This window comes from Rhizobium sp. 10N414 (genome assembly GCF_056394785.1).
The window spans coordinates 1-25,364 of record NZ_JBFTIN010000006.1; the positions used below are offsets into that span (position 1 = coordinate 1).

Consider the following 25,364-nt stretch of genomic DNA (forward strand, 5'->3'; position numbering starts at 1 on the left):
GACGCGAACCTTGACGCACTGCTTCTTGTCGGCGTTCCACCAGGTATTGTTGCCGCCCACGTCAACATAGCCCCGCGCCTGCATTTCGCTCTCGGCGCCAGCGGCTCGCGAGCCCACGAGGTCGGCGATATCGGATGGCGATTTGGCGAGCGCGGCCAAGGGCACCAGGACTACGAGGCTGATTGCTATTGTCAGGCGCATGATGATTTCGCCGTGGCATACATACCGCGTGAGGTTAGTAGAACCCAGCATCGTTGAGTAAGGCTGTGGTTAGACGACCACTTGCTGCCGAAGATTCGCGGACTTGAAGTCCGCACGCACCGCCCGCTGCCAATCAGCCGGCGCCTCCCAGGACGGTCACCAACACCGCACCCCACAAGGCAAGCAACACGTTACCGATTGCATAGCCAAGCCCGTAGCCCAAAGCCGGTACGCTGCTTTTGGCGACATCCTGGACGGCGGCGAGGGCAGGGGCAGAGGTACCTGCTCCGCAGCAGGTTCCGAGAAGCACTCCCTCGTTCATCTTGAAAAGCCGAGTGCCGACCAGAACGGCAAGCCCATGCGAGGCAACGACAACGACGATCGTGATCAGTACCAGCGCAGGACCCGATGCGAGAAGGCCACTCACAAAGCTAGGACCCGCTGAGATGCCGACACATGCAATAAAGGCCGAAAGCCCCACGGAATCAAAGAGCCATAGTGTGGCCGCGGGAACAAACCCGAACGTCCGCCGCCTGGCGCGGAGCCAACCGGCGACCAGCCCGCCAAGGAGCGTCCCCACAGCCACACCAAGCCCCAATTCCAAGGCGCCAATCCGCAGCGCTGGAATACCGATCATTCCGCCGAAGAAGATAAACATGGCGACATAGACCATGTCTGTCGCAGTTGTGGGCCGGTCGGCGTAACCCACCACAGCTGCGGCTTCCTCGACATGCTTGCGGCTGCCGACGATGGTCATCACGTCACCCCTCTCGACTTTCAAACCGCCATACGCGGGAAGCTCCTCGCCCAACCTGGTGATCTTGCGCAGGAAGATCGTGCGTGCCTCAGGTTCCCGCCTGAGTTCGAAGAGTGTCTTGCCGATGACCGATTTCTTCGTGACAACGACATCGAGCGTTTCGGTTGGTATATCAAGCAATTCCGCATCATCGATTTCCCTACCGATCCCTGCGCCCTTGTCCACCAGCAGGCCACGCAATCCTGCCACCGCGACAACGTCACCGGTCTCAAACCTGAAATCGGGATACGCAGCAACAATATCGCTGCCGCGTCGAATTTGCTCGATGTAAGCCTTGGCCCCACGAGGCACTTGCGCTTCAGCTTCGAGGACACTCATTCCAACCCATCGTGGATCAACGACGAAAGCGCGCGCTTCAATAGCGCGTCTGGCCGACTCCCCGGTCGTTTGACCTTCCGCTGCCGCGTTGAGTTTTGCCTCCATCTCAGCGCAGGCCTCCCGCAGTGGTCGCGCCAAAAGCCGCGGCAACAGTTGCGATAGCACAAGGATCGTTGCGATTACACCGACGAGATAGGAAACAGCGAACGCGGTCGCGACGTCCGCCTCAAAGGCGCGCTGCACTGCCTCTTGGGCACCGGTTTTCCGGAAGGTGTCGATCGCCACGCCAACGGTTGCGGACTCGGTCATCGCGCCCGCAAGCAGGCCGGCGGCACTCCCGACGTTCAGGCCCAGCAGTGCGGCCAGGGCCCAAACAACAGCAAGTCCAACGACACAGACCAGCGCCGTAATGGCAATCTGGGGTAGAGCCTCTCGATTGAGGCTCCGGAAGAATTGCGGCCCGGTGCGGTAGCCGATCGCAAAGAGAAAAAGCAGGAAGAATGCCTGTTTAACATCGTTTGCGACCTCAACGCCGGTCTGACCGATCAGCACGCCTGCGATCAAGCAACCGGCCACCGATCCCAGCGTGAAACTACCGACCCTAAATTTTCCGATCGCATAGCCGATAGCGAGCGTGAGAAAGAGTGCAAGCTCCGGATGGTCGTTGAGTATTCGGGAAAGCGTGTGCATGTAACCACCCAGATTTTCGTTAACGGCTAGAGGGGGCGGCGCAGCATCGGAGCGAAGGCGCTTCCGCAAGGAGCCGGCCCATTTCCCCGCGGCCTCCGGATGGCGTTATCGTGTGATTAACGCGCGCGGATTGATCGAAATACGTGCCGGCAGTTCACCGCATCCGCTTCTCACGCCACCTCACGGCCAAACCAGCCGATGCCATGCCGCGAAGGAAATTTGACCTGCTGATGCCATTGCCGTCTGACGAACTCACAACATTCTCCAATTCTTCAGGGTTCAGCTAGCGCCAGATCGAACAGTATGCAGTCCAGTAATTTTTAGAAGTACGTTACGGTTAATGCCGATGTTGCGAGGTGTTAGTTTCGCTCCTTTTCACGAAAGCCACGAAGCGAATAACTGCGACGCCCAGCGTGCAAAAGCCAACGGCATCAGAGATTGGGTGCGCGACGGTAACTCTATTGAAGTTACCGTAACGTACTTCTCATGGCGGTCTTTTCGCGCATCATATTGTCCACCTTAGGGGGAGGCGTGGTTGATCCGATGGGCGATACCCGAGGCTTCGCAAAAAATGGTTCGAAGGAGGCACAGCGTGGCCTCTGGCGACTATTGCTGAAGCTGCCTTCCATTCGCGGCCGCCTGCAGATCATTGCCGCCCGATCGAGCCATCTCAATGAACTCTTCGAAGCCTATGAAGAGGCGAATGTGGCACTCGCGCGTTTTCAGAGAGAGCGAGATCGGGAGGACTGCCCTTTGATCGAAGAATACGAGGCCCTGTGCGCCGAGATCGAAAACGATGTGTTGAGGTTTGTGCTTGACGACAAAGGCTCCATGTAACCGATCTTCCTTCACCGATTATTGAGCACCTCTTCTGAATTACATTAGAGATTTCGGTTGCAACTGTATGTCATTGAGTCGATAAAACTCCTGCGTAGATTTCAGCTTGGAGGATTGCACCGGGGACGACCATGAGTGCTGGAATTCATGACAGACGCGAACAGATTCTGGACTACGAACAGACACGTGAAGCGGTTAAGCGTTTAATCGCCGACCCAAGATTTAAAGTCCCGGATCGCCAGAAGTCTATCTTGATGTATCTAGTCGAGCGTCGCCTGGATGACGAGAACGTCAAATCCTATGCGATTGCCATTGACGTTCTGGGGCGCCCGAGCAGCTTCGACCCCAGCACTGATCCAATCGTTCGCATCGAGATGAGTCGCCTTCGCTCCTCGCTTGAGGCTTACTATCTGGCATTTGGACATGAACACGACATCTGGATCAGTATTACGAAGGGAAAGTATGTTGTTTGCTTTACGCGCAGGCTGGAGCCGTCGATGGCGCTTTGTGAAGATGTTGGCGATCCGGTAGCGGATGACACCGTTCAACATCAGGCACATCCGGTACCCCAACAGAAGCCGTATCAGAAACAGGCGAGGCGACTTGCGTTGCCCTCGATTGTAGCCGTAGCGGCAATCGCGCTGGCCACTTACGCTTACTCCAGGCCGACCGTATCCGAAAAGCCCACTGTTTTCGTATCTGTCGAGGCTGCCAGTCCTGAACTCGCCGGAGAGGCGAACAAGATGCGAGACGGCCTGCTTACGGCCCTGACGCAGTTCCAGACGATGAATGTCGCACAGCCGGCATATGCCTCGGCCCGAGCCAACGCATCTGAGCGACGCTATGAAATTCAGCTCAAATATTACGGCGATGGCGATGATCGCAGCGTCTGGTGGCAGGTCGTCGACAACGCCACCGGCACGCTGCTGATGTCCGGCCTTGAGCGTGTCGACCTGACGGGAAAGAGTGATACCGCTGTGCAGGGTGATATTGTTAAGACTCTCGCGCAGCGGATCGCGGCAAACCGGGGCATAATTAATGCCATCGAACTGCAGGCGGATGGTTCGTCACTCGGAAACGGATGCGTGATAAGGGCCGAGTACGCGCTTGATGTCCGGGGCGACCTCGGCGCAGCGACGGAATGCCTGCAACAAACACTTCGGCTGAGGCCCGACGATTCCGATGCCAGTGCAACGCTGGCGCGGGTCCTCGTCGCCCCACAGGGAAGGGTGACAACGCCAGAGATCGCTGATCGTGCGCTCGGTCTCGCACAAAAAGCCGCCGGCACAGCGCCGATGTCCGACCGAGCGCAATTGGCATTGATGGCGGCGCAGGCCGCAAAGAGCAGACCGGAGGCCGCGATCGAAGCGGGCACCAGGGCGATCGCTCTCAATCCGAACAATCCTGATGCGGCGGCTGCGTTGGGCGGAGTGCTTTATTTCGCGGGATACAGGCAAGCGGGCGTATCAATGGCGCTGGACGCAAGCAAGGAAACGCCCGTGGTGCCCCGATGCGCGATGGTTGTGCTGGCGCTGGATGCATTTCGCAAGGCCCGATACTCGGAGGCCCTGCTATGGGCCGAACAGATAAATGGCAGCAGCCCCCTTACGAACGTAATCCGTTCAGCCTCACTCGGAGAACTTGGCTCTGATCAGGCCAAGGCGAGTGTTGACAACGGAGGCGTCAGCGGCGCTGTGTTCCGAATGACGATGGACGCAACCGGCTTGCAGCCCGACCTGGCTTTAATGCTTGAGCGGGGCCTGATAAAGGCTGGCGCTGATTTTGACCAAGTCGGCAGCGTTTCGCGATCATTAGATCCATCAACGAATCGTGGCTAGACCGACAGCGGGATCTAGCAAGGCGACCACTGGTCAGCGTCATGGCCGAAACCAACGAACGCAACATCTTCGCTTTTTGCTAAGTCGGATACTTTTTTGGTGCTTTGTCGAATACGCGATTCGTCGTCCATATCAGTGACGAAGATCTGGCGCGTTTCCGCATCCGCCATTGAACTGTGCATGACCGCATCCGCCGCAAGCAATACATTGCCTGTTACAAGAAGGCGCGGACGAGAAGGGATTGATGCCCGGGTGTCCGCTCGTTTCCAACAATTCTACCCCTGCAACAAGCTCAATGTCGCCTTCGACGGTTCGATTGCGGAGTGATGGGTGGTTGCGGTTCCATAATGCCTGTTATGCCACTTTCTGCTAAGTATATGAAATAAAACGATAATAACACCTGACGTGAAGCGCAATCGAAGCGGAACCAAAATCGACCAACCGCTCGACAAAGCGGCGGCGCTTCCGAGTGCGCTGCTTATTCAGCGGTCTTGGGAAATGTCTCAGCGCTATCTAACTGCTGGATCTGGCACGGTTGCTAGCCGTACCTTGCCGTGTTCTTTTATCTGCGACTTTTCCGGTGCACCGGTACGGCCGAACTGAACGCGTTGGGTGATGTTTCGTCGATAAGCCGGCATTGGAACAGACCGTTTATTCGAAGCCGTCAGACCCACGTTCCCTTCATGGATTGTTGGCGCTCCGTCTGCGACCGCGATGAGACGTGCCTAACCTTAGTACGGCTTCGCCTCGGTCGATCCCCCCCAACGGCAGTCGCGTGTTCTTACTCCTTCCCGTTTCGCCGTCATTCCTCGCCTACTAACAAACATGCGACTGCCGCCCTCCGTTTCATTTCGGCCAAATAGGTGCGGTCCGATCGTCCACGGACTCGTGACTGTCATCGAGGCCGCGATGGGCGCGGCCGGAAACAACGAAAGGAACTTAGAATGGCAACCATCGGCACCTTCACCTCCACCGAGAACGGATTTACGGGTTCGATCCGCACTCTCGCCCTCAATCTCAAGGCTCGCATCTCCCGGGTCGAGACCCCCTCCGAAAAGGGCCCTCACTTCCGCATCTATGCTGGAAATGTCGAGTTGGGCGCTGCTTGGCAAAAGACCTCCGAGCAGGGCCGCGATTACCTCTCCGTCAAACTTGACGACCCGAGCTTTGCTGCCCCGATTTACGCGACACTCGCCGAAGTCGAAGGCGGAGGAAGCCTCCAGCTTATCTGGTCCCGCCCGAACCGGGACTAGCGAGTGACCCGGCTCCGCCACAAGGCGGAGCCGGTTTCCAGCCTTTGCTGCGAACAGAGGGAGTATAGCTGCCCAATAAAGCTTGATCGGTTGTCAGCTCCCCGACAATGAGCGGTTTTCCCGATTGTGCGGAGCCTGTTGAAATTGGCTTCCCACTCGCCGGCGTCATCGGAATTGATGCGATCCCCTGCCCCATCTATCGTGTCACTGGCAGCGGTTGTCGTCCTTCACGAACTTCAGGAGACGAAACGATGGCCAATCTTATCGAACAGCAGATCGAAGAACTGCGCGCCGAACTCCGCAATGCAGGTTGGGCTGCTGGGCGTCGTCAAATCGTAGCCGAGCTCGAGATTGCCAGAGCAGAGCTTGCCGTCGCCATGGCCGAACAGTTAGATATCGTGCAAGTCGAGCCACCACCCTTAGGGCGCTCACTTTCGTCTCGAGTGCGACCCGGTGCACCTTTGCTGCGGATCTCGTTTCATCGCGATTAGGGATAATGCCTCCCGCGCGTCGTGCTTAAAGCTGGCAGTCAGAATTCTGACGCGAGGTCCTTTGCTCTTCAGTCGTCTTCAGGATGAGCGACGCCCACTGGCGACCGTGGCGTACCCTCTCTTTCGCTTAAGCCGGATCAGATCCAGAAAGAGCACCACCGCATCGTGCTCTCGCTCGAAATGGTGGGTCATTGTCTGTCCTTGGGCTCCTATGCGTCCCCATCGACGGGTGAGGCAAACGTCACCAAACAGAGTCGCGTCAATCGACATGGCATAAAAGCGAGCCATGTTGCGGGTCGGATCGGTGCGCTCGATGTAGAGTTTGTAGGGTTGCGAGATCATGCACACAGAATCGCGCTTTGGAGATTCCGGGTCCAACGACAGTTTTGAATCGGTTCCGGCTCACCGATTCATTTCAGTGATGTCGCGATGTGACGCGGGCTAGTTCGAGCTCACCTTCAGGGGCCGCCCGACGCGACTGAAAAGCGGCTCGCCCGAACGCATTGCCGCATGTCCTCACGTCGGAACCAGATGGCGCGGCCGCAGCGAAGCGGTGGCTTGCCGGTGGTAAAGATGATCTGCTCGTCGGCTCGCATGCAAAGAACTTCGTGCGGCTGAATCAGTGGCCTCGGTGCCAGTTGCTTCGATCGCGTGCGCGATGATCCGCGCGACTGAGAGGTCAAGCTGACTTGATCGATCTCTACCGTGGTCATGCCGCAGCGATGTGAGATGTAGTCCGCCGTTTCAGGATCATTAATCGCCGCAAAGGAAAGCCAACTTGCGCTCTCAAACCACTTGCTTGATGCATCACGGCCACCGTAGGTTTCACGCAACTGACCGATCGACTGGTAGATCATCATCAGGGTGATGCCGTACTTGCGACCAGCGTCTCGCGCCGTCTCCAGAATTCGCATGTACCCAAGGCGTGCCACTTCATCAAGGAGGAAAAGCGCGCGCGTATTCATCCTGCCATCCCGATTGTAGATGGCGTTCAGGAACGTGCCGATGATGACGCGCGCCAGCCCGGAGTGCATTTCGAGCGTCTTGAGATTGATGTTGATGAAAACATCCGTGTCGCCGTCGGCAATCGCATCTGTCATAAAGCTCGATCCGGATACCAGCGCAGCGTAGTTTGGGTAGGAAAGCCAATGCGTCTCCTTGATTGCATTCGCATAGACACCGCTGAAGGTTTCCGGTGTCATATTCACGAAAGAGGCCACGTTCTCCTTCACGAAATCGGATTTGGAGTTGTCGTGAATCTCCTGCAGTCGTTGGCGCAGTTTCGGCTCCGGTTCCGCTAAGTTGCTGCGTACCTGGCGAAGGGTCTGTTCTTCGCTCTTCGTATGGCCGGACAGGCAGACATCGGCAATGATTGCGGTGAGGAGCTGAAGTGCCGAAGCACGAAAGAAGTCATCGCGCACGCCCTGTGCTCGCCCATTTTCGCTCATGATCCAAGATGCGACCGAGGCTACGTCTTCCTCTTTGGTGCCACCGAAACGTCCGATCCAGTCGAGGACATTGATCCCGATGTCTGGGTGCTTTGGATCGAGGACAAGAATGTCCCTGCCAGCCTTTCGACGATGTTCGATCACGATAGGCGCAACCTCGTTCGATGAATCAAGCACGACAAGCGCTCCGCCCCATTTGAGCGCGGTTGGAATGGTGATTGAAGTCGTCTTAAAACCACCGGACCCTGCAAAGGCGATGCCGTGGGAAGATCCGAAAGATCCATCGAAGCAGAGCAGCGGCGACTTGCCGCCAACGCCCCAGGTCTCAGGATCGTCAACCCGAAATGGATGTGAAGCAACGTCGTCACGATCGACGCGGTAACACTCTCCAATCACGATGCCCCCGCTATTCGGGAAAAGCTGTGCCGCCTCCTGCATCGTCATCCAGTCGGCCTCCCCATGGAGGGCGCGTTTGCCCATAACACGCCTTGGCTCGGCGCGCGGGAATGCCGCATTTCCGAGAAGCGCAACCCGCAGCGCAAAACATCCAGTCATCAGTGCAGTCACCGCGCCAGCTATCGTCCCAGTCTCAAGATCGGCAACCATGCTGCTGCCTCTGGGCAATTGCGTTGCAAGAACAGAAAGGAGAATCACCTCGCGGGCAAACGCCATCAGGAATGTGGCGGCGGCCCCGGCAACGACGCCCCAGGCAGCAGAACGAATGTTGATCGAGCCGCCCGCGGCGAAGAGCACGATCACCCCGGCGCCTCCGCTTGCGACGAAGGGCGCGGCAATGCCTAGATGCTTGAGCGCGGCCTTGGCCGCATCGGTGTTGCCGAACGTTGCCAGCCATTGCTCGATGCCAGTGGTGCCAACGGTAACACCAATCATCAACATGATCGGTATGAAAAGGAGCACGACCCTATTTGCTGTCATGGCGGAATGCCTCGTTGCCGATGGCCATCAGTCGCGCCCGCTCGCCATCGTCGATCCCGAGACGGCGATTGAGATCGATCAGAGCGCCGAGAAGAAGTGCGCGCTTCTCGTAGCGGAGGCCCGCCTTGACAATCAGGCCCCCGAGTTCGATCTTGTCGCGTGTATCCTTCTTCCGCGCTTGCGAGTTTCTTGCGCGCTGCATCCGATCAATCCTCGCCAGTGCTGACTTGATCTGCTCCAGCGCGGTTCGACGCGCTTTGCGGGGTTCTGCTTGCCCCGCCTTTGTCCTTTTCTGTCGACGCGGGTCTCGTCGCGCAAAATCGTTTGACGAGACCTTCGAATGCCGTCTGAAGGTCAGATTCCTCGATTTCCATGTCGCCTAGCCCAGCCTTGAGAGCGACGCGACCAATGCGCTCGGCCTCCCGCGTTTCGGCTTGCTTCAACTGCTCCTGGAGACGGACGATTTCTTCGCGAATTCTTGCAGACGGTTTCTTCATTCCCGATCGGCCCTTTCATGCGGTTTCGACTTCCTCAAGCAGGAAGGTCCCGCAGATTGGCGAGATGATCTACTGACAGAAATGCGAGTTGGCGCAGCCAACACCTTTGAGCATGATCCCGACCGTTCCGAAGGAGCGGATCCGAAGGGCGCAATTATACGTCGCTGACGCGACGCTCTGCGCTTGGCCTTTTCGGGCAGCCGCTCCTGACGAGCTTATTGAATTCGATTGCTCGAAGGAGCTGGTTTCACAGTGACCGTCCCGCATTTTTCAGTCACGATCGTTGCCCGCGGGTCCGGCCGCAGCGCAGTGCTGTCGGCGGCCTACCGCCATTGCACCAAGATGGAATATGAGCGGGAAGCCCGGACGATCGACTACAGCCGGAAGCAGGGTCTGCTTCATGAGGAGTTTGTCATTCCAGTCGACGCGCCGGGGTGGTTACGCGAAATCATTGCCGACCGCTCGGTTTCATCTGCGTCGGAAGCCTTCTGGAACAAGGTCGAGGATTTCGAGAAGCGCTCTGACGCACAGCTTGCCAAGGACGTGACGATCGCCTTGCCGATCGAACTCTCGGCTAAGCAGAATATCGAGCTTGTCCGCGATTTTGTCGAAAGGCATGTCATCGACAAGGGCATGGTGGCCGATTGGGTCTTCCACGATGCGCCTGGCAATCCGCATGTCCATTTGATGACCACATTGCGGCCGCTGACGGAAGACGGTTTCGGTGCCAAGAAAGTGCCCGTGCTCGGAGCGGACGGCAATCCGCTCCGCAACGACAGCGGCAAGATCGTCTATGAGCTTTGGGCTGGAAGACTGGATGATTTCAATGTCTTTCGCGACGGCTGGTTTGCCTGCCAGAATCGGCATCTGGCAGTTGCCGGTCTCGACATCCGCATCGATGGCCGTTCCTTCGAAAAGCAGGGTATCGAGCTGACCCCTACTATCCATCTCGGTGTCGGCGCCAAGGCAATCGAACGGAAGGCGGAAGGCTCGGGCGAACAGGTCTCGCTCGAGCGGCTGGAATTGCAAGATGAGCGCCGGACCGAGAATGCGCGACGAATTCAGCGCAATCCGGGGATCGTACTTGACCTGATTGCGCGGGAAAAGAGCGTCTTCGATGAGCGCGATGTCGCCAAGTTCCTGCATCGCTATATCGACGACGCAATCCTTTTCCAAAGCCTTCTTGCTCGCATCCTGCAGAGCCCCGCGACCCTGCGTCTCGATCGGGAGAGGATCGACTTCGCCACAGGTCAATGTACCCCGGACAAGTACACAACCCGCGAGTTGATCCGGCTGGAAGCCGAAATGGTCAATCGAGCAATCTGGTTGTCGAAGCGATCGTCGCACAAGGTTCAAAAGACAGTGCTCGGCGCGACCTTTGCGCGCAATGATCGCCTGTCCGATGAACAGACGAGCGCAATCGAACATGTCGCCGGTGGCGAAGGTATCGCGGCAGTGATCGGTCGGGCCGGTGCTGGCAAGACCACAATGATGAGGGCCGCTCGACAGGCATGGGAAACAGCCGGATATCGCGTCGTTGGCGGTGCCCTTGCCGGCAAGGCAGCGGAAGGTCTCGAGAAGGAAGCAGGCATCATCTCCCGCACGCTTTCGTCGTGGGGGCTCCGTTGGAGCCAGGGCCGCGATCAGCTCGACGACAAGACGATTTTCGTTCTCGATGAGGCGGGCATGGTCTCGTCGCGGCAGATGGCGCTGTTCGTTGAAACAGTCACCAAAGCCGGCGCAAAACTCGTTCTCGTCGGCGATCCGGAACAGTTGCAGCCGATCGAGGCGGGCGCGGCCTTCCGAGCGATTGCCAATCGTATCGGCTATGCCGAACTCGACACGATATATCGCCAGCGCAAACAATGGATGCGTGACGCCTCGCGCGATCTTGCGCATGGCAACATCGGCAAGGCGGTCGAAGCCTATCGGTCGAATGGAAGGATGATCAGCGCCGAGCTGAAGATTGAAGCGGTCTCAAACCTCATTGCGGATTGGAGCCGCGACTATGATCCAGCCAGGTCTTCCCTGATCCTTGCTCATTTGCGTCGTGATGTCCGGACGCTGAACGAGCTAGCGCGTGCCAAGCTCATTGAGCGGGGCGTCATCGATGGCGGGTCTACCTTCAAGACAGCCGATGGAGATCGCAACTTCGCGGCCGGCGACCAGATCGTTTTCCTCAAGAACGAGGGATCACTTGGTGTCAAGAACGGCATGCTTGCCAAGGTCGTTCAAGCGGGGCCCGGCCGCATCGTTGCCGTCATCGGCGAAGGCGAGCGTCGCCGCCAGGTAGCGGTCGAGCAGCGCTTCTACAACAATGTCGATTACGGCTATGCCACTACAGTGCACAAAGCCCAGGGCGCTACTGTCGATCGAGTGAAGTTGCTTGCATCTCTTTCCCTCGACCGTCACCTCACCTATGTCGCCATGACCCGCCACCGCGAGGATCTCAGCGTCTATTATGGCCGCCGGTCCTTCACAAAGGCTGGAGGCCTCATCGAATTGCTGTCTCGCACGAACGTCAAGGAAACGACGCTCGACTATGCGCAAGGCAGCCCCTACCGACAGGCGCTCCGCTTTGCTGACGCACGCGGTCTTCATGCCGTCAATGTCGCCCGAACGCTTGTTCGTGACCGGCTCGCTTGGACAGTCAGGCAGAAGCACAACCTCATCACGCTCGCGTCGCGCCTGGCCGCTGTCGGATCCCGACTCAGCCTGGTCGGGCCGGCGATGAAATACCACGCAATCAAGGAAGCAGAGCCCATGGTTTCCGGGATCACCACTTTTTCGAGGTCGATCGGGCAGGTCGTCGAGGACAGGCTCGCGGCCGACCCGGGTTTAAAAAAGCTATGGGAAGATGTCTTCGTTCGGTTCCACCTCGTCTATGCCCAACCTGAGGCCGCATTCAAGGCCATCGATGTCGCTGCGATGCTGGCTGACCGGACGAGGGCGTCAGCGACACTGCTCAAGATCGCCGAAGAGCCGAGTAGCTTCGGTGCCCTCAAAGGCAAGACGGGTTTGTTCGCTAGCAAATCCGACGAGCAAGATCGGGACACGGCGGTCGTCAATGTCACTGCGCTGGCGCGCAGTCTGGGCCGCTATCTTGAAATTCGCGCCAATGCAAAACGAGAGTATGAGACAGAGGAGTGCGCCGCCCGCCAGAAGAGCGCGATCAATATTCCCGCTCTTTCTCCGAACGCCAGATCGGCGCTCGAGCAGGTTCGCGATTCGATCGACCGCAGTGACTTGCACGCAGTCCTCGAGCACGGGCTCGCCGACGAGAGGGTGAGGCTGGAGCTTGAGGGGTTTGCAAAGGCTGTTGCGGAGCGCTTCGGGGAACGGACTTTCCTAGGGATTTCGGCAAGGGACTCGAGCGGGCAAACCTATCGATCCCTCACGACCGGGATGAATTCTCTGCAGAAGGCAGAAATGAAGACGGCCTGGAATTTTCTGCGCGCGGCTCAGCAATTGTCCGCCCAAGAGCGATCGACATCCTCTCTGAAGCACTCCGAGGCCTTGCGGCAAACGATCAGGAAGGGGCTTTCACTGAAATGACCTTTTTGCACGATCAGCGCCGGCAAACATCGCGAATTTGGCGTCGCGTGAGTCTGCCCGTCGCACTTATCGCAGCTCTCTTAGCTCTCATCGTGACCGGAGGCGCGCTTGGGTATCGGATCAATCTAACGCCGAGCGAACCTCTCGGGATCTGGCGAATTCAAATGCCGGAAGGACCCTACAAGATTGGCGATCTGGTCTTTGTCTGTCCGCCGCCGACGCCCACCATGCGAGAAGCGTTTGACCGCGGTTACCTTCGATCGGGGATCTGTCCCGGTGGCTATGCGCCGCTCATCAAAACCATCGTTGCGATGTCATCACAAAGGATCGAAATTGACCGCTTGGTTAGGATCGACGGCCTTGCATTGCCGCATTCCGCACCGGCCCAGCTGGACGGCAGAGGTCGGAGCTTGAGGCGATTCAGCGGAGGAACGGTACCGACGGGCTACGTGTTTCTTCACTCTGGTTTCATCGGGTCCTTCGACTCTCGCTACTTTGGTCCAGTGCCTGCCTCCGGGGTGCTCGGCCTGGCAAAGGCGGTCCTCACCTATGCGCCGTGAACTGGTCCGCAACAGTGTCCTGTTGGGCGCGGCACTAGCGGCTGGCTGGATCGGTTGGTGCGGAAATCCCCTCGCCCTTCCTGTGTCTGCCGCCTTTCCGTTTATCTGGTCCGTGGCGCGCAACCGGCCAAGTGCCGCCATGGCATCGGCGACCTATTTTCTTGCGGCATCTCGAGGTTTGCCGCATGGCGCAGCCGCCTTCTATGGTTCAAATCTCTTGTCCGGTCTGTTGCTCTGGTTGATAGCGTCGGCGGCCTTCGTCAGCGTCCACGCCGTCCTGTGGACCGAGAGATCGGGATGGCGTCTTGCAATCCGTTATCTCTTGGTCATGTTTTTGATGGCAGTGCCGCCCTTTGGAATTTTGGGCTGGGCTCACCCGATCACCGCCGCCGGAGTTCTGTTTCCCGGCTGGGGGTGGGTCGGTCTTGGCGCGATGGCAGCCGGCCTCTTGATCATGACGACCAGGCTTCGGCCGGCTGCAGCCATAGCCATTATTGGCTTGTGGCTCTGGTCCGCCGCACAGTGGACGACGCAGCACCTACCCTCTTCGTGGTATGGTGTCGAGCTTACACTTGGAGCGTCGCTCGGCCGAACCAGCAATCTCGAACGGCAGCGTGGCCTTGTTGCAACGGCGCGGGCGGCAAGGCGCGGCAAAGGCGCCGTGGTTGTGTTGCCAGAGAGTGCGATCGGCTTCTGGACACCAACGGTCGAACGGCTATGGCTGCGTGAATTGCGAGCAAGCGGGTTGACGGTCGTCGCAGGCGCATCCGTGGTCGACGAGATCGGTTACGACAATGTGCTCTTGGAACTTTCGGAGTTCGGGGCGCGAATTATCTACCGCGAGCGTATGCCGGTACCCGGTTCGATGTGGCAGCCCTGGCAGTCACTGATTGATGGCGGCGGCGGCGCACGTGCGTATTTCTTCTCCAATCCCGTCGCCGAAATCGCAGGCAAACGGGTTGCGCCGGTGATTTGCTACGAGCAACTCATCGTCTGGCCGGTCGTTCAGTCCATGCTTTACGACCCTGATATCATCGTCGCCGTTGGGAACGGCTGGTGGACAGGCAGCACGTCTATCGTGCCCATCCAGCGTGCCAGTGTCGAGGCTTGGTCGCGTCTCTTCCACAAGCCGCTTGTCTTCTCTGTCAACACGTAGTTCCGGGAGCCCTTCATGCTTGATCCTGCCCTCATAACAAAATGTGCCGATCCCTCCTTGAAGCCGGCGATCGTCGAGCAGTTCGTCAAAGCCGCAGGCTCTTCCGATCCCCTTGCTGTCACCGTGAGAGCGGGAGGGCGATTGGTCCTCGTGCCGAAGGCTGGAACACCCGAGGAAGCAATGGAAATCGTCAAGCAGAATGTCGGACATTCAGTCGTGCGCGTCGGCCTCACGCAGTTTCCTGCAGGTGTTGGCGTAAAAGACATTTCGGAAGTGACGTCAGGTCTTGTCGATCCGTGCGTGAACCTGCGCCTGGGAACGAGAATGTTCGCAAAGATTCTTCGCATTGTCAGCAAATGGTACGGAAACCCCGAAAGCGCTGAAGTTTTCCCGCAAGTGTTCGAGGATGCCATCGATGCGTGGAAAACGGGCGAGTTCGAGGCTCAAAGCGTATTTCAGGCCGAAGATCCCAGTGGATCGATCGCAGGTCAGGGCGAACTGGACGATCCAAATAGGAGGTATCCAGGAAAGCCCGAAAGCGCCTCATCGAGCTCGTCCGAACCACCCGGTGAAAACGAACTCGGCCGCGCAGGCATGCGGATCGATTTATCTCGAATCCTTCGCCAGTAGGTCACGTGCGAAAGTCTTGACGACCCAATGCGTACGGCGATTCACCTGCCCTTCGAACACAACCGTCGCAGGCGGCGCTAGTTTAGACCGGCGCTTCTAGCGGCAGGAATAGATGGAAAAATCATGTGGTCATTGACTGGAGAAAGGTTGATCACGTCCTGAATTCGAAAGCGATATCTGGCGCCGCAGGCGTCGGCATAGAGATACCTTCCTCTAAGGTGGAGGCTTGCCACCAGAAGATCACGTTGATCATCACGGTCAATTACCGACAATACAAACATTCGAGTCTTTATCCGCTTCAATGAAAATCAGTTTGAATAGAGTTTAGTTAAAGTATTGATAAAATAATGCAGCATATAAAATTCCATATGCGTCTGGCGTGCAGAAAAATAGCGTAAATAGTACTTACCTATGATTCTTCTGTCGGGCTCCTTCCTCCCGAACCCGCCTCGTCGTCACCATGCCCGCTGTTCCTTTGAACAGAGGTCCACGGGGCAACTACACGTTCACTTTGGCTTTTCCGCTTTCACTCGACGTCGGCGTGCGTCCGACCATACGGCCAACGACCAGTACCAGAATTGCTGCAGCAGCCAGGCAGGCCGCGAGGAAGAACATTGGGGCAATGGTGCTGCCGGTCGAATCCTTTATCCACGGTACGACGTTCTGCGCGATAAATCCGCCCAGGTTTCCGACAGAATTGATTGCCGCCAGACCTGCGGCTGCACCCGCCCCTCGAAGGAATCGTGACGGTAGGCTCCAAAAAACAGGTTGCCCGGCAAAGATGCCCGCTGCCGCAACACAGAGAAAGGCAAACTGAAGCAGATGGTTCGGAATCACGGCGGACAGAACCAGGCAAACGGCGCCGACAACCGCTGGTACCACGATATAGGGCGTCTTCGACGAGGCTCTGTCTGCGGCTGACGGGACCGCATAGAGCGCGATTGCAACCAGCACCCATGGGATGATGTTGAGAAAGCCATTGGCCGTATTGCCGACCCCAAAGCTCTTGACGATGGTCGGAAGCCAATAGCTGAGACCGTATGCCGCTAGGGGAAACCCGATATAGCAGATCGCCATCAAGAGAACCCGCGGATTGACGAGCGCCTTGAAGCCATCGCTGGCGGTCGCCTCCATGCCAGCGTTCTCCAAAGCAAGGCGGTCCTTCAGCCAGGTCTTTTCCTCGGAATTCAGAAACGTCGCACTTTCAGGCCGATCTGAGAGGTAGATCAATGTAACGAAGCCCGCGACAACAGCGGGAATTCCCGTCACCAGGAAGACCCACTGCCAGCCTGCATGACCATAGAGACCATCCAGATCGAGCAACATACCGCCCAGTGGCGCGCCGACGGCATTCGCGAGAGCGCTGAAAATCATGAACAAGCCGACCATCCTTCCGCGATAGGCGGACGGATACCAGAGAGTCAGCAGATACAGGACACCGGGAAAGAAGCCCGCTTCGCATGCGCCCAGCAAAAAACGGAGGATGTAGAACATCGTCGCATTCTGCGTGTAGGCGAGCGCTATCGTAACTGCACCCCACGACACCAGGATTCGCGCGAACCATTTGCTGGCCCCAAACCGGTCCAATAGAAGATTGCTTGGTACTTCAAATATGAAATAGCCGATGAAAAACAGCGAGGCGCCAAGACCGTAGGCGTATTCACTCATGCCGAGGGCGTCGACCATGTCTAGCTTGGCGAAACTGACATTCTGGCGGTCGATGTATGCGATTAGGTAGAGGATGCCGAGAAACGGCATTAGTCGCCATGTAATTCTGGAAATGAGTTCTTTTTCGACAATCACGGTCATTGCCCTCCGTATGCATTCCAATGACTGAGATAGGGCGTTAGTGCACTAATCAACCTCCACGGGAGTTCGCGCGAACTGAACTGAAGTTCGCTTCGATGAACTCAAAGGAGGTAAACGACCCCGTCGCGGGTGCGACGGGCAGGTCGGGGCGATCAACGTCGAGAGAGGGGTATGATGCCCTTAATCGAATGTTCGACGCGATGGCGAAAGAAATTGGCCTGGTCTGTCGCTTCACGCCAAGCTGCATGACTGTATTGCCCCCCGAATGCGATCCGATCTATCGCCCACGAGCAAGCCAGGATACCGAACAGGAAGAGTAAGCCGCGCATGCGGATACATTAGTCGCCTTCTATTTAGAAATGCCTAACGCAGGATCAGCCCAGCGTCTGGGATTGGTGAGCTTTGCAAATCCTGCATTGCACGACCGGCGGCCATAGCCGAAGTCCCGATCGATCCTCCCGGGTGGATCTATAGAGAAAATTCTGACGACAGCCTCCATGAACTTACCAGGCCGCGTGTAGCGTTGCGCCACCAATGGGGTCAACGCGGTGACCCGGGACGCTGCTTCTTCGCCCAACGAAATGCGCATTGTCGCAGCATTCAGCGTAATATGAGTCTCGTAAGCCACGAAAGAGCGTCATCGGAATTCTCGCTTAACCCGGCCTTGGACCTGTGCTTTTCTATGCGGGTATCCGGCTGGGAGCTGACATGGCCGACCGCCGGGGAATGGAGGGGAAGCTTTGGAGCGAAGGCTAGCCGCAATCCTAGTTGCCGATGTCGTCGGGTTTTCACGACTTGTCGAAGCCGATGAACGCAATACGCTTGCGGTTCTGATAAATTTACAGACCTCGGTGTTTCGTCCACTGATTGCAAGACATGCCGGCCGGCTGGTCAAATTGATGGGCGATGGGCTGATCGCCGAGTTCAGCTCGGTGGTTGAGGCTGTCTCGTGCGCAATCGCGATCCAGAACACATTGGCGAATGAACAGGAGCCGGCCGGTTCCGCAAACAGGATCATCCTTCGCATAGGCATCAATCTCGGTGATGTCGTGGTGGACGGTGACGACCTGCTCGGGGACGGTGTCAACGTTGCGGCCCGACTGGAGCAGTTGTGCCAGCCGGGTGATCTTCTGATTTCGGGGGCAGCCTACGAACAGCTCGCTGGAAAGGTTGACGCGAATTTCGACTACGCTGGGGAGCAGCACCTCAAGAACATCGCGCGGCCGATCAAGGCATACCATTTGCCACTCAGCGGGTCTGCCTACGCTTCACCCGAAACTCCAAAATCGACCGGGCCTGCCATTGCCGTACTTCCATTTGAGAACATGTCCGGTGATCCGGAGCAGGCTTACTTCAGCGACGGTATAACTGAAGACATCATCACGGAATTGGCACGGTTCACCGAGCTTATGGTGATAGCGAGAACCTCGTCATTTGCGCTACGCGGCCGAATGCTCGATTTGCGCGAGGTCGGCAGGACGCTCAGCGCGGGCTATGTCGTAGAGGGGAGTGTAAGGCGCGCTGGTAACCGTGTTCGAATTACGGTTCAGCTCGTCGAGACAGCGAGCGGGACGCACCTATGGGCAGATCGATATGACCGATCCCTTGACGATATTTTTTCCACTCAGGAGGAGATTGCGCAGAGCATCGTCGCCATGGTCGCACAACGCGTCATAGACGACAACGAATTGACGTCACGACGCCGTCGCCCGGAAGACATGCGGGCATATGATCTCTTTCTGCAGGGCAACCGCCTCTCTGACGACTTCAGGCCAGGAGCGCAGGAACGCGCGGAGGCGCTTTTTGAGCGTGCCGCTAAAATTGATCCGACGTTTGCCAGAGCCCATACAGGCCTCGCCTACATATACCTCAACCGCGCGTCGGACGGTGCTATTGGCATTCCAAGACAAGAGGATGAGAACAGGATCAAAGCACTGCGTTCAGCCGAGATGGCTTTTGCCCTCGATCCGAGCGATCCACGGGTTCAGTCCACACTGGGATACATTTGCTTGACGTGGCGAGACTTCAAACGAGCTGAACATCATCTTGGCCTGGCGAAGTCGATGAACCCCAACGATGCTACCATCCTGATAATGTGGGCATGGATGCAGGGAGCGATTGGGCGGGCTGAGGAGGGCTTGGCCGGTGCGGAGATCGCGTATCGACTGAACCCGTTATATCCCAGTTGGTACAACTATTATAAATCCCGCCTCCTCTTCCAAACGGAGCGATACGGCGAGGCGGCCGTCCTTCTCGAACAGCGAACATTCGCCACGCCGGAAAGGGAGCCGCGAGACATGGCGTGGCGCGCGGCCGCCTACGCTCACCTCAACCGGATCGAGGATGCAGAGAAATGCGGCCGGGTCTTCCTCGATGCTGTCAACAGGCGGTGGTGCGGAGATGCGACCGCGGGTCCGGTTGATTATGTAAACTGGCTTGTAGATGTCTCATACCTCAGAGAAGAAAAGGACGTTGATCGGCTACGCCAAGGATTGAGGCTTGCGGGTCTACCCGCGTGAGGGGCGACACGCGAACCCGCTGCCATGCCATCAATGAAAGTTCCTCGCCTTCACCCTCAAGGTATCGATATGCAGGTCCGGGACGAAAATGTCCCTCGGCTTGGCCGCCGCCGTATCACGTGAGTCTGGGCTGCCTGGCGAACCATGCGCAAATTCATCGCCCCTACCTGTCGGCAACTTGAAGTCCAGATCGCGATCAGTCAGCTCGCCTAATTCACCGGACAGGTCGAAAAGCTGCTGCGCGACAAGATGTGCGACCTCTCCCTCGCGCTGAACGCGGCCGTTTATCGCCATCATCGACGATCCGAGGACGATCCGACGCCGGCGTTCGAACAGGCTTGGCCAGACGACGAGATTGGCCGGCCCAGTCTCATCCTCGATGGTGATGAACATCACGCCTTTCGCCGAGCCAGGCTTTTGTCTTACAAGGACGAGACCTGCCGTCATCAACCATCGACCGTCACGAGCGTTCATGGCCTCGGCACAAGTGACGATGCGGCGTGCCGCCAGCTCCTTTCTGAGGAAGGCAATCGGATGTTCGCGCAGTGTTAGTCCGACATGACTGTAATCTGCGACAACGTTATGACCCGCGGTCATCTGTCGGAGTGCGACCTCAGGCTCCTGCTGCTCGGTGATCGCACGTGCTTCGCGTTCGGAAGCGGCGGCGAACAGAGGAAGAGGTTCGTCACGCAGGGCCTTGATGGCCCAGATCGCATCCCGGCGCTGGAGCTTCAGCGACGGCAGGAAGGCATCGGCTTCGGCAAGTTGTACAAGCGCTTCCGTTGGGACATGCGATCGCCGCCAAACATCGTCGACCGTTTCGAAGGATGCGTTCATCCTGGCGGCGACGATCCGGGCAGAATCGGCTACGGCCAGTCCCTTCACCAAGCGCATTCCGAGGCGGACCGCGTGGCGATTGGTTCTTTCGATACGCTCGAGCGTACAATCCCAGCGCGACTGGTTGATGCAGACGGGCCGGACTTCAATTCCATGGGCACGTGCATCCTGGACGATCTGGGCAGGCGCGTAGAAGCCCATCGGCTGCGAGTTCAGCAGAGCGGTGCAGAAGACGTCGGGGAAATGGCGCTTCACATAGTTCGAGGCATAGGCGATCAGCGCGAAGGAGGCAGCATGGCTTTCCGGGAAGCCGTATGAACCGAATCCTTCAAGCTGGCTGAACGTCTTCTCCGCAAACTCGGCCGAGTATCCGTTCTTGATCATCCCCGAGACCAGCTTCTCCTTGAAGCGACTGACGCCGCCGGTGAACTTGAATGTGGCCATCGACTTGCGAAGCTGGTCGGCTTCGCCGCCGGTAAAGCCAGCGCAGACCATCGCCACCTTCATGGCTGACTCCTGGAAGAGTGGCACCCCCAGCGTCTTTCCAAGAACGGCTTCCAGTTCCGGTGTCGGGTACTCGACAGGCTCCTTGCCCTCCCGGCGTCGGAGGTAGGGATGGACCATGTCGCCCTGAATCGGACCCGGGCGGACGATAGCCACTTGGATGACAAGATCGTAGAAGGTCCTCGGCTTCATGCGCGGAAGCATGGCCATCTGTGCACGTGACTCGATCTGGAATGTTCCGAGTGTGTCCGCCTTGCGGATCATCGCATAGGTGGCCTTGTCTTCCTGGGGGATTCCCGCGAGGTCGAGGTCCTCGCCTTTGTGCTCGCGAAGCAGATCGAAGGCCTTGGACATGCAGGTCAACATGCCGAGCGCCAGAACATCGACTTTCATGAACTTTAGAGCCTCGATGTCGTCCTTGTCCCATTCGATCACCTGACGGTCGGCCATGGATGCCGGCTCGATGGGAACGAGATCGTCGAGTCGGTCATGGGTCAGCACGAAGCCGCCCGGATGCTGACCGAGATGACGGGGCGCGCCCATCAGTTGCTGGGCGAGCTTGAGCGTCAGAGCAAGCCGCCGGTCCTCAGGATTAAGGCCCTGTTCCCGCAGGCTCCGGTCGCTTGCCAATTCATCCGACCAAGACCACATGCCTGCCGATAGCGCCTTGATGATATCCTCCGGCAACCCGAGCGCCTTGCCGACGTCGCGGATTGCGCCCTTGGCTCGGTACCGCGTTACGGTCGAACAGAGGGCCGCCTTGTCGTGACCGTAGGTCGTGTAAATCCACTGGATGATCTCCTCGCGGCGCTCGTGTTCGAAGTCGACGTCGATATCTGGCGGTTCGTCGCGCTCCTGGCTCACAAAACGCTCGAACAGGAGATCGTTGGTCTCGGGATCGATCGAGGTGATCCCCAGAATGTAGCAGACGGCCGAATTTGCCGCCGATCCCCTGCCCTGGCAAAGAATACCCTTTGAGCGCGCGAAACGAACGATGCTGAACACTGTCAGAAAGTACGGCGCGTACTTCATCGTGCGGATCAGGTCCAGTTCGTGTTTTATGGCCCTGAGGACCTTCTGGGGCAAGCCTTCCGGATATCGGATTGGGATGCATTCGCGGACGTAATGCTCGAGCGACTGCTGCGCGTCCATGCCCATTACGACCGCTTCTTCGGGATATTGGTAGCTCAGCTCTTCAAGAGAAAACCCGCAGCGTTCGACAATCTCCATCGTCCGCGCCAGCGCCTCGCGGTAGCGTGGGAACAGGCGCTCCATCTCCTCGGGCGGCTTGAGGTATCTGTCAGCATGCCGTTCGCGCTCGAAGCCGACCTCATCGATCGTGGTGTTTTTGCGAATGCAAGTGACGACATCCTGCAACTGGCGGCGGCCGGGCTCGTGGAACAGGACATCATTGGTGACGACGGTTTTCACACGGTGACGCGCAGCCATCTTCGAAATCTCGTGAAGCCGCATCTGGTCGTTCGGTCGGCGCCTCAGGCAGAGAGACACATAGGCCCGATTGCCGAATACCTCTGCCACCTTGCGAAGCTGGGCAGCGCAGTTCGCGTCCGGCAGATCGGGTAACAGGATGGCCAAAAGTCCTTCTGAATAAGCAACGACATCATCGAGCCCCAGGATGCACTTGCCCTTTCCGCCCCGGCTCTTGCCAAGTGTGAGCAGCCTGGTCAGCCGCGAATACGCGTTGCGATTGGTTGGATAGACAAGGATCGACATTCCGTCCTGCAGATCGAGCCGACATCCGACAACAAGGCGCACGCCTGTCGCGCGCGATGCCTCGAGTGCCCGGACAATCCCGCCAAGGCTGTTGCGGTCAGCAACGCCGATCGCCTTGATGCCAAGTGCCTTTGCGGTGGCAAACAGCTCGTCGGCGCTGCTTGCGCCACGCAGGAAACTGAAATGGGTCGTGACTTGGAGCTCGGCGTATCTCATCCGAATATTCCGTGCATGAACCATCGATGGGATCCTGTCTCGGAGTCGACCCCGTCACCAGACCTGAATACCCAAAAACGCTCGCCGCCTTCGTCCTCGACAACGAAGTAGTCGCGCACTGCCTCTAGTTCACTGTCGCGCTTCCACCACTCGCCGAAAACGCGTTCAGGACCATCAGCGCGTTTGACCTTTCGTCGTTTGCCACGCCAAGTGATACTCGCAGGCGGATGATCAGGCAGGAGTGCGATCGCTTCGATCTGCTCTGGGCCGGCGAGCAATCGCACAGGCCGGGGCCAGTGGTGCGCCCACGTTTCCTCGACATCTGGAGCGGCAGCCGCGATCCGCAGTACACTGCGCTCGGGAACATCTGAGGCGACCGGCACGACCCGGTAGACCCGTTGCCCTCTATTGCCGAACACGTCGATCAGCGGCGTGATGTCATCGTCCTGCTCCTCTATCAGGTCAGAGGATCGCTGCTCCTGCTCAAGCGGCTGTGTCATAATCGCCGCCAATGTCATCTTCTCGATTCCGAACCCCGGTTCGATTTTTTCAGTACGATCTCGAAAGAGCTTCGACAGCCAGGCAACGTCGCGAGCAGGTTTGGCGGTTCCTGCACGGATTGCCTGGCGTGTACCGTCAACTTTCTCAACAATGAGATCCGTTCGCCGCACGCCAAGACCCTTGCGCTCCAGTTCGGCGACGAGCTGCACAACGAGTCGAGCAACATATTTGTTAATGGTTTCTGCGGCACCGATCGGCTCGGCAAAGACCCTGCTGACCTCTATCAGCTCAGGTACCCGGATCGGATCAATCGGCTCGGCGACCCGACCAAAAATCTGATCCAGGCGACGTCCAAGTTCCGGACCGAAGCGAAGGGTCAGTGGTGCTCGGGGCGTTGCTGATAACTCCCCAATCGACTTGAAACCGAGAATATTAAGATCGCTAACGATCTTGGCCGGAAGCCTGAGCAATGAAAGGGGAAGGTGTTCGACGGCCCCGACCGTCTGTCCAATCGGAACTATGACCGTCCCCGTTCGGATCGCGCGAGCACAAGCGTGTGCCGCTCCCCACGTGTCGGCAACAGCAACCCGCGCTGTCAGTCCTTTCCCATGGAACCGGTTGGCTATTCCGGTCAACATCGGCAGCTCCCCACCCTGAAGATGGTCAGCACCTTCCGTGTCCATAACAATGCCATCGGGCTCATCAACAGCGACGATTGGAGAATACTGGCTGAGTGCCCAAAGCGTGATCCTTGCGAGAGCTGCTGCGTCGGCCGCCGGATCGGCGTCGATCAGCATCAAGCCCCTGAATATGGCCTGGGCTTTTGCCGCCGCCATCCCAACACGGACTCCCGCTTTCTTTGCTGCAGCGTCGGCCGCCGAGACCCATCGCTTTGGGCCGCTCTTTGCGATTACGGCAACGGGTTGCTCAACGGGAATAGAAGGGTCGTTGCGACGTATTCGATCCGTCGCCAACTCCGGCAGATAGATGGATACGACCCTGGACATCACACGCTCCTACGAAAAACTCAGCGCACTCACCCGCTTTCACCCGCATCAGTTCCAGAAACCATCTCGGCCTTCCCACACCCGGAACGGAAGCTCCTCCGACGGCACGACGCTCACACGCCACCTGGTCGTTGCCGCGGACGGTTGGCCGAAGTCGGAGGCCCCCGTCTGTCGCCGCCAGCGTCGAACGACCAGACCCATGGTTCCCGTTTTTTCGGCGGCAAGCTGCAGCCTGCGGGAGGCTGTCATCGGCAATCGGACAAGTTCGGCGACGACCGCTCCGAGACCGCCGAACGATAGGGCCTCCTCCATGGAAGCAAGCACGTCTTCCTCCTTGTCGGCCCCGACGAAGACGACGCCGTCCGGCTGAAGGCCAGCCTGAGCCAAAGCCGGAAAGAAGAGGTCCGGCCCCTGGTACGCGCTGCTATCCCAGCGGCAAACAAAGCGGCTGCCGCGCCGTCGACGGTTCCCGATCCACCATCGGCGAACTCATGCACGGATCCGAAAGACAGCCCGCCTCCCGGCAGATGTTCATGGATCTCGCGAACATCGAAGGCCAGAAGCTGATTGCGGCGAACAAGGACACCTTCAAGGCGCGCGATAGGCTCTGTAAGCTCGGTGATGACAGGGTTTGCGCCTGGCTGCGCCATTCTGTGGCCTTCGTCAATTCAAGGGTTCCATCTCGTTCAAAAGCGAGTATGTTCTACATTTGTTCCTTTCTGGAATGTGAGTCAACGGGGCGCTTTTCGGGTGGATAGTGAACCAACAGTCCATCCACAGCGGCGCAGGGCTTCGATCCCTGAGGGAATTCAAGGTGCTAGCAAAGAGCGGTCCACAGGGCGTACGATATCTTTCGGATGAGAAAAAATTCCTGCTGTGAGCCGACTCTGCGTGACTATCGAGGAGCTATCATCGTTATCGCATGCGATGTCTGTCAGCGGGCGACCGCTCTCGGCTGGAAGGCCCTTGTCAGACAGTGCGGGGCCAGCCTGTCCTTTCCGGCAACTTCG

Annotated in this window: 20 protein-coding genes and 2 pseudogenes; 11 read left to right on the plus strand and 11 right to left on the minus strand. The window is 58.1% G+C overall.

Annotated features, from left to right (window positions below):
- Together AC1DE4_RS08195 and aspT are read right to left on the minus strand one after the other, a co-directional pair.
- A partial coding sequence (locus AC1DE4_RS08195) for a hypothetical protein (RefSeq protein WP_477880890.1) occupies nucleotides 1-201 on the minus strand: 201 nt, incomplete at its 3' end.
- A gap of 133 nt (nucleotides 202-334) precedes the next feature.
- Nucleotides 335-2,026, minus strand: a complete 1,692-nt coding sequence (aspT, locus tag AC1DE4_RS08200; protein ID WP_477880892.1) for an aspartate-alanine antiporter — start codon at nucleotides 2,024-2,026, stop codon at nucleotides 335-337.
- Nucleotides 2,027-2,569: 543 nt separating this feature from the next.
- Here aspT and AC1DE4_RS08205 point away from each other — a divergent pair.
- Both AC1DE4_RS08205 and AC1DE4_RS08210 read left to right on the plus strand, forming a co-directional pair.
- Complete coding sequence (locus tag AC1DE4_RS08205; RefSeq protein WP_169680896.1) at nucleotides 2,570-2,863, plus strand: hypothetical protein; 294 nt, start codon at nucleotides 2,570-2,572, stop codon at nucleotides 2,861-2,863.
- 254 nt (nucleotides 2,864-3,117) lie between these two features.
- Entirely contained in the window at nucleotides 3,118-4,701 is a 1,584-nt protein-coding gene (locus AC1DE4_RS08210) for a hypothetical protein (protein ID WP_246733612.1), read from the plus strand.
- A 14-nt stretch (nucleotides 4,702-4,715) separates the two neighbouring features.
- Here AC1DE4_RS08210 and AC1DE4_RS08215 read toward each other — a convergent pair whose 3' ends face one another.
- Nucleotides 4,716-4,883 (minus strand): hypothetical protein, encoded by a 168-nt coding sequence (locus tag AC1DE4_RS08215; RefSeq protein ID WP_477880894.1) that lies wholly within the window; start codon nucleotides 4,881-4,883, stop codon nucleotides 4,716-4,718.
- 762 nt (nucleotides 4,884-5,645) lie between these two features.
- Between AC1DE4_RS08215 and AC1DE4_RS08220 the strand changes: the two genes are divergently transcribed.
- Together AC1DE4_RS08220 and AC1DE4_RS08225 are read left to right on the plus strand one after the other, a co-directional pair.
- A complete protein-coding gene (locus AC1DE4_RS08220; protein WP_018860148.1) occupies nucleotides 5,646-5,954 on the plus strand; it encodes a DUF736 domain-containing protein in 309 nt (102 codons plus the stop codon).
- A 251-nt stretch (nucleotides 5,955-6,205) separates the two neighbouring features.
- Nucleotides 6,206-6,445, plus strand: a complete 240-nt coding sequence (locus tag AC1DE4_RS08225) for a hypothetical protein (protein ID WP_025662680.1) — start codon at nucleotides 6,206-6,208, stop codon at nucleotides 6,443-6,445.
- A 78-nt stretch (nucleotides 6,446-6,523) separates the two neighbouring features.
- Here the strand turns inward: AC1DE4_RS08225 and AC1DE4_RS08230 are convergent, their stop codons facing one another.
- The 4 genes from AC1DE4_RS08230 to traC all read right to left on the minus strand — a co-directional run bounded on the left by AC1DE4_RS08230 (nucleotide 6,524) and on the right by traC (nucleotide 9,326).
- Nucleotides 6,524-6,787, minus strand: coding sequence for a WGR domain-containing protein (locus tag AC1DE4_RS08230; RefSeq protein WP_477880896.1), 264 nt, complete (start codon nucleotides 6,785-6,787; stop codon nucleotides 6,524-6,526).
- A gap of 116 nt (nucleotides 6,788-6,903) precedes the next feature.
- The gene (gene traG / locus AC1DE4_RS08235) at nucleotides 6,904-8,829 is read right to left on the minus strand and encodes a Ti-type conjugative transfer system protein TraG (RefSeq protein WP_477880898.1); all 1,926 of its coding nucleotides are present in this window, start codon (nucleotides 8,827-8,829) and stop codon (nucleotides 6,904-6,906) included.
- Nucleotides 8,816-9,031: a type IV conjugative transfer system coupling protein TraD gene (gene traD / locus AC1DE4_RS08240; protein ID WP_018860152.1), complete on the minus strand. Its 216-nt coding sequence runs from the start codon at nucleotides 9,029-9,031 to the stop codon at nucleotides 8,816-8,818. The genes traG and traD overlap by 14 nt, the downstream gene beginning before the upstream one ends.
- Before the next feature lie 4 nt (nucleotides 9,032-9,035).
- The gene (traC, locus tag AC1DE4_RS08245) at nucleotides 9,036-9,326 is read right to left on the minus strand and encodes a conjugal transfer protein TraC (protein ID WP_477880900.1); all 291 of its coding nucleotides are present in this window, start codon (nucleotides 9,324-9,326) and stop codon (nucleotides 9,036-9,038) included.
- A 252-nt stretch (nucleotides 9,327-9,578) separates the two neighbouring features.
- Here traC and traA point away from each other — a divergent pair, with 252 nt between their 5' ends.
- The 4 genes from traA to AC1DE4_RS08265 are packed head-to-tail and all read left to right on the plus strand — an operon-like array spanning nucleotide 9,579 to nucleotide 15,227.
- Nucleotides 9,579-12,881, plus strand: a complete 3,303-nt coding sequence (traA, locus tag AC1DE4_RS08250; RefSeq protein ID WP_477880902.1) for a Ti-type conjugative transfer relaxase TraA — start codon at nucleotides 9,579-9,581, stop codon at nucleotides 12,879-12,881.
- Nucleotides 12,878-13,441, plus strand: a complete 564-nt coding sequence (gene traF / locus AC1DE4_RS08255) for a conjugative transfer signal peptidase TraF (RefSeq protein ID WP_477880904.1) — start codon at nucleotides 12,878-12,880, stop codon at nucleotides 13,439-13,441. The genes traA and traF overlap by 4 nt, the downstream gene beginning before the upstream one ends.
- Nucleotides 13,431-14,597 carry a conjugal transfer protein TraB gene (locus tag AC1DE4_RS08260; RefSeq protein ID WP_477880906.1) on the plus strand — a complete coding sequence of 389 codons (1,167 nt, stop codon included), beginning with the start codon at nucleotides 13,431-13,433 and terminating at the stop codon, nucleotides 14,595-14,597. The genes traF and AC1DE4_RS08260 overlap by 11 nt, the downstream gene beginning before the upstream one ends.
- A 15-nt stretch (nucleotides 14,598-14,612) precedes the next feature.
- Entirely contained in the window at nucleotides 14,613-15,227 is a 615-nt protein-coding gene (locus tag AC1DE4_RS08265) for a TraH family protein (protein ID WP_477880908.1), read from the plus strand.
- A 498-nt stretch (nucleotides 15,228-15,725) separates the two neighbouring features.
- Here the strand turns inward: AC1DE4_RS08265 and AC1DE4_RS08270 are convergent, their stop codons facing one another.
- Nucleotides 15,726-17,030: an MFS transporter gene (locus tag AC1DE4_RS08270; protein ID WP_477881081.1), complete on the minus strand. Its 1,305-nt coding sequence runs from the start codon at nucleotides 17,028-17,030 to the stop codon at nucleotides 15,726-15,728.
- Nucleotides 17,031-17,776: 746 nt separating this feature from the next.
- Between AC1DE4_RS08270 and AC1DE4_RS08275 the strand changes: the two are divergent.
- Both AC1DE4_RS08275 and AC1DE4_RS08280 read left to right on the plus strand, forming a co-directional pair.
- Nucleotides 17,777-18,214, plus strand: a pseudogene (locus AC1DE4_RS08275) (adenylate/guanylate cyclase domain-containing protein); the annotation flags it as partial.
- Nucleotides 18,215-18,361: 147 nt separating this feature from the next.
- Nucleotides 18,362-19,555, plus strand: coding sequence for a tetratricopeptide repeat protein (locus AC1DE4_RS08280; protein ID WP_477881101.1), 1,194 nt, complete (start codon nucleotides 18,362-18,364; stop codon nucleotides 19,553-19,555).
- A gap of 30 nt (nucleotides 19,556-19,585) precedes the next feature.
- Here AC1DE4_RS08280 and AC1DE4_RS08285 read toward each other — a convergent pair whose 3' ends face one another.
- The 3 genes and pseudogenes from AC1DE4_RS08285 to AC1DE4_RS08295 all read right to left on the minus strand — a co-directional run bounded on the left by AC1DE4_RS08285 (nucleotide 19,586) and on the right by AC1DE4_RS08295 (nucleotide 24,977).
- Complete coding sequence (locus AC1DE4_RS08285) at nucleotides 19,586-22,846, minus strand: error-prone DNA polymerase (protein WP_477880910.1); 3,261 nt, start codon at nucleotides 22,844-22,846, stop codon at nucleotides 19,586-19,588.
- Nucleotides 22,843-24,354 carry a Y-family DNA polymerase gene (locus AC1DE4_RS08290; RefSeq protein WP_477880912.1) on the minus strand — a complete coding sequence of 504 codons (1,512 nt, stop codon included), beginning with the start codon at nucleotides 24,352-24,354 and terminating at the stop codon, nucleotides 22,843-22,845. Before AC1DE4_RS08290 ends, AC1DE4_RS08285 begins: the two co-directional genes overlap by 4 nt.
- Nucleotides 24,275-24,977 (minus strand): annotated as a pseudogene (locus AC1DE4_RS08295) (ImuA family protein). Before AC1DE4_RS08295 ends, AC1DE4_RS08290 begins: the two are co-directional and overlap by 80 nt.
- On the opposite strand from AC1DE4_RS08295, the gene AC1DE4_RS08300 reads away from it, so the two are divergent.
- Nucleotides 24,888-25,112 (plus strand): hypothetical protein, encoded by a 225-nt coding sequence (locus tag AC1DE4_RS08300; RefSeq protein ID WP_477881103.1) that lies wholly within the window; start codon nucleotides 24,888-24,890, stop codon nucleotides 25,110-25,112. The pseudogene AC1DE4_RS08295 and the gene AC1DE4_RS08300 overlap by 90 nt on opposite strands.
- Nucleotides 25,113-25,364 lie beyond the last annotated feature (252 nt).

Excerpts from the sequence above, each read along its gene's own strand:
- aspT (WP_477880892.1), bottom strand. The coding sequence starts at position 2,026 with ATGCACACGCTTTCCCGAATACTCAACGACCATCCGGAGCTTGCACTC.
- AC1DE4_RS08205 (WP_169680896.1), top strand. The coding sequence starts at position 2,570 with ATGGGCGATACCCGAGGCTTCGCAAAAAATGGTTCGAAGGAGGCACAG.
- AC1DE4_RS08210 (WP_246733612.1), top strand. The coding sequence starts at position 3,118 with ATGTATCTAGTCGAGCGTCGCCTGGATGACGAGAACGTCAAATCCTAT.
- AC1DE4_RS08215 (WP_477880894.1), bottom strand. The coding sequence starts at position 4,883 with ATGCACAGTTCAATGGCGGATGCGGAAACGCGCCAGATCTTCGTCACT.
- AC1DE4_RS08220 (WP_018860148.1), top strand. The coding sequence starts at position 5,646 with ATGGCAACCATCGGCACCTTCACCTCCACCGAGAACGGATTTACGGGT.
- AC1DE4_RS08225 (WP_025662680.1), top strand. The coding sequence starts at position 6,206 with ATGGCCAATCTTATCGAACAGCAGATCGAAGAACTGCGCGCCGAACTC.
- AC1DE4_RS08230 (WP_477880896.1), bottom strand. The coding sequence starts at position 6,787 with ATGATCTCGCAACCCTACAAACTCTACATCGAGCGCACCGATCCGACC.
- traG (WP_477880898.1), bottom strand. The coding sequence starts at position 8,829 with ATGACAGCAAATAGGGTCGTGCTCCTTTTCATACCGATCATGTTGATG.
- traD (WP_018860152.1), bottom strand. The coding sequence starts at position 9,031 with ATGCAGCGCGCAAGAAACTCGCAAGCGCGGAAGAAGGATACACGCGAC.
- traC (WP_477880900.1), bottom strand. The coding sequence starts at position 9,326 with ATGAAGAAACCGTCTGCAAGAATTCGCGAAGAAATCGTCCGTCTCCAG.
- traF (WP_477880904.1), top strand. The coding sequence starts at position 12,878 with ATGACCTTTTTGCACGATCAGCGCCGGCAAACATCGCGAATTTGGCGT.
- AC1DE4_RS08260 (WP_477880906.1), top strand. The coding sequence starts at position 13,431 with ATGCGCCGTGAACTGGTCCGCAACAGTGTCCTGTTGGGCGCGGCACTA.
- AC1DE4_RS08265 (WP_477880908.1), top strand. The coding sequence starts at position 14,613 with ATGCTTGATCCTGCCCTCATAACAAAATGTGCCGATCCCTCCTTGAAG.
- AC1DE4_RS08280 (WP_477881101.1), top strand. The coding sequence starts at position 18,362 with ATGTCCGGTGATCCGGAGCAGGCTTACTTCAGCGACGGTATAACTGAA.
- AC1DE4_RS08285 (WP_477880910.1), bottom strand. The coding sequence starts at position 22,846 with ATGAGATACGCCGAGCTCCAAGTCACGACCCATTTCAGTTTCCTGCGT.
- AC1DE4_RS08290 (WP_477880912.1), bottom strand. The coding sequence starts at position 24,354 with ATGTCCAGGGTCGTATCCATCTATCTGCCGGAGTTGGCGACGGATCGA.
- AC1DE4_RS08300 (WP_477881103.1), top strand. The coding sequence starts at position 24,888 with ATGGATCTCGCGAACATCGAAGGCCAGAAGCTGATTGCGGCGAACAAG.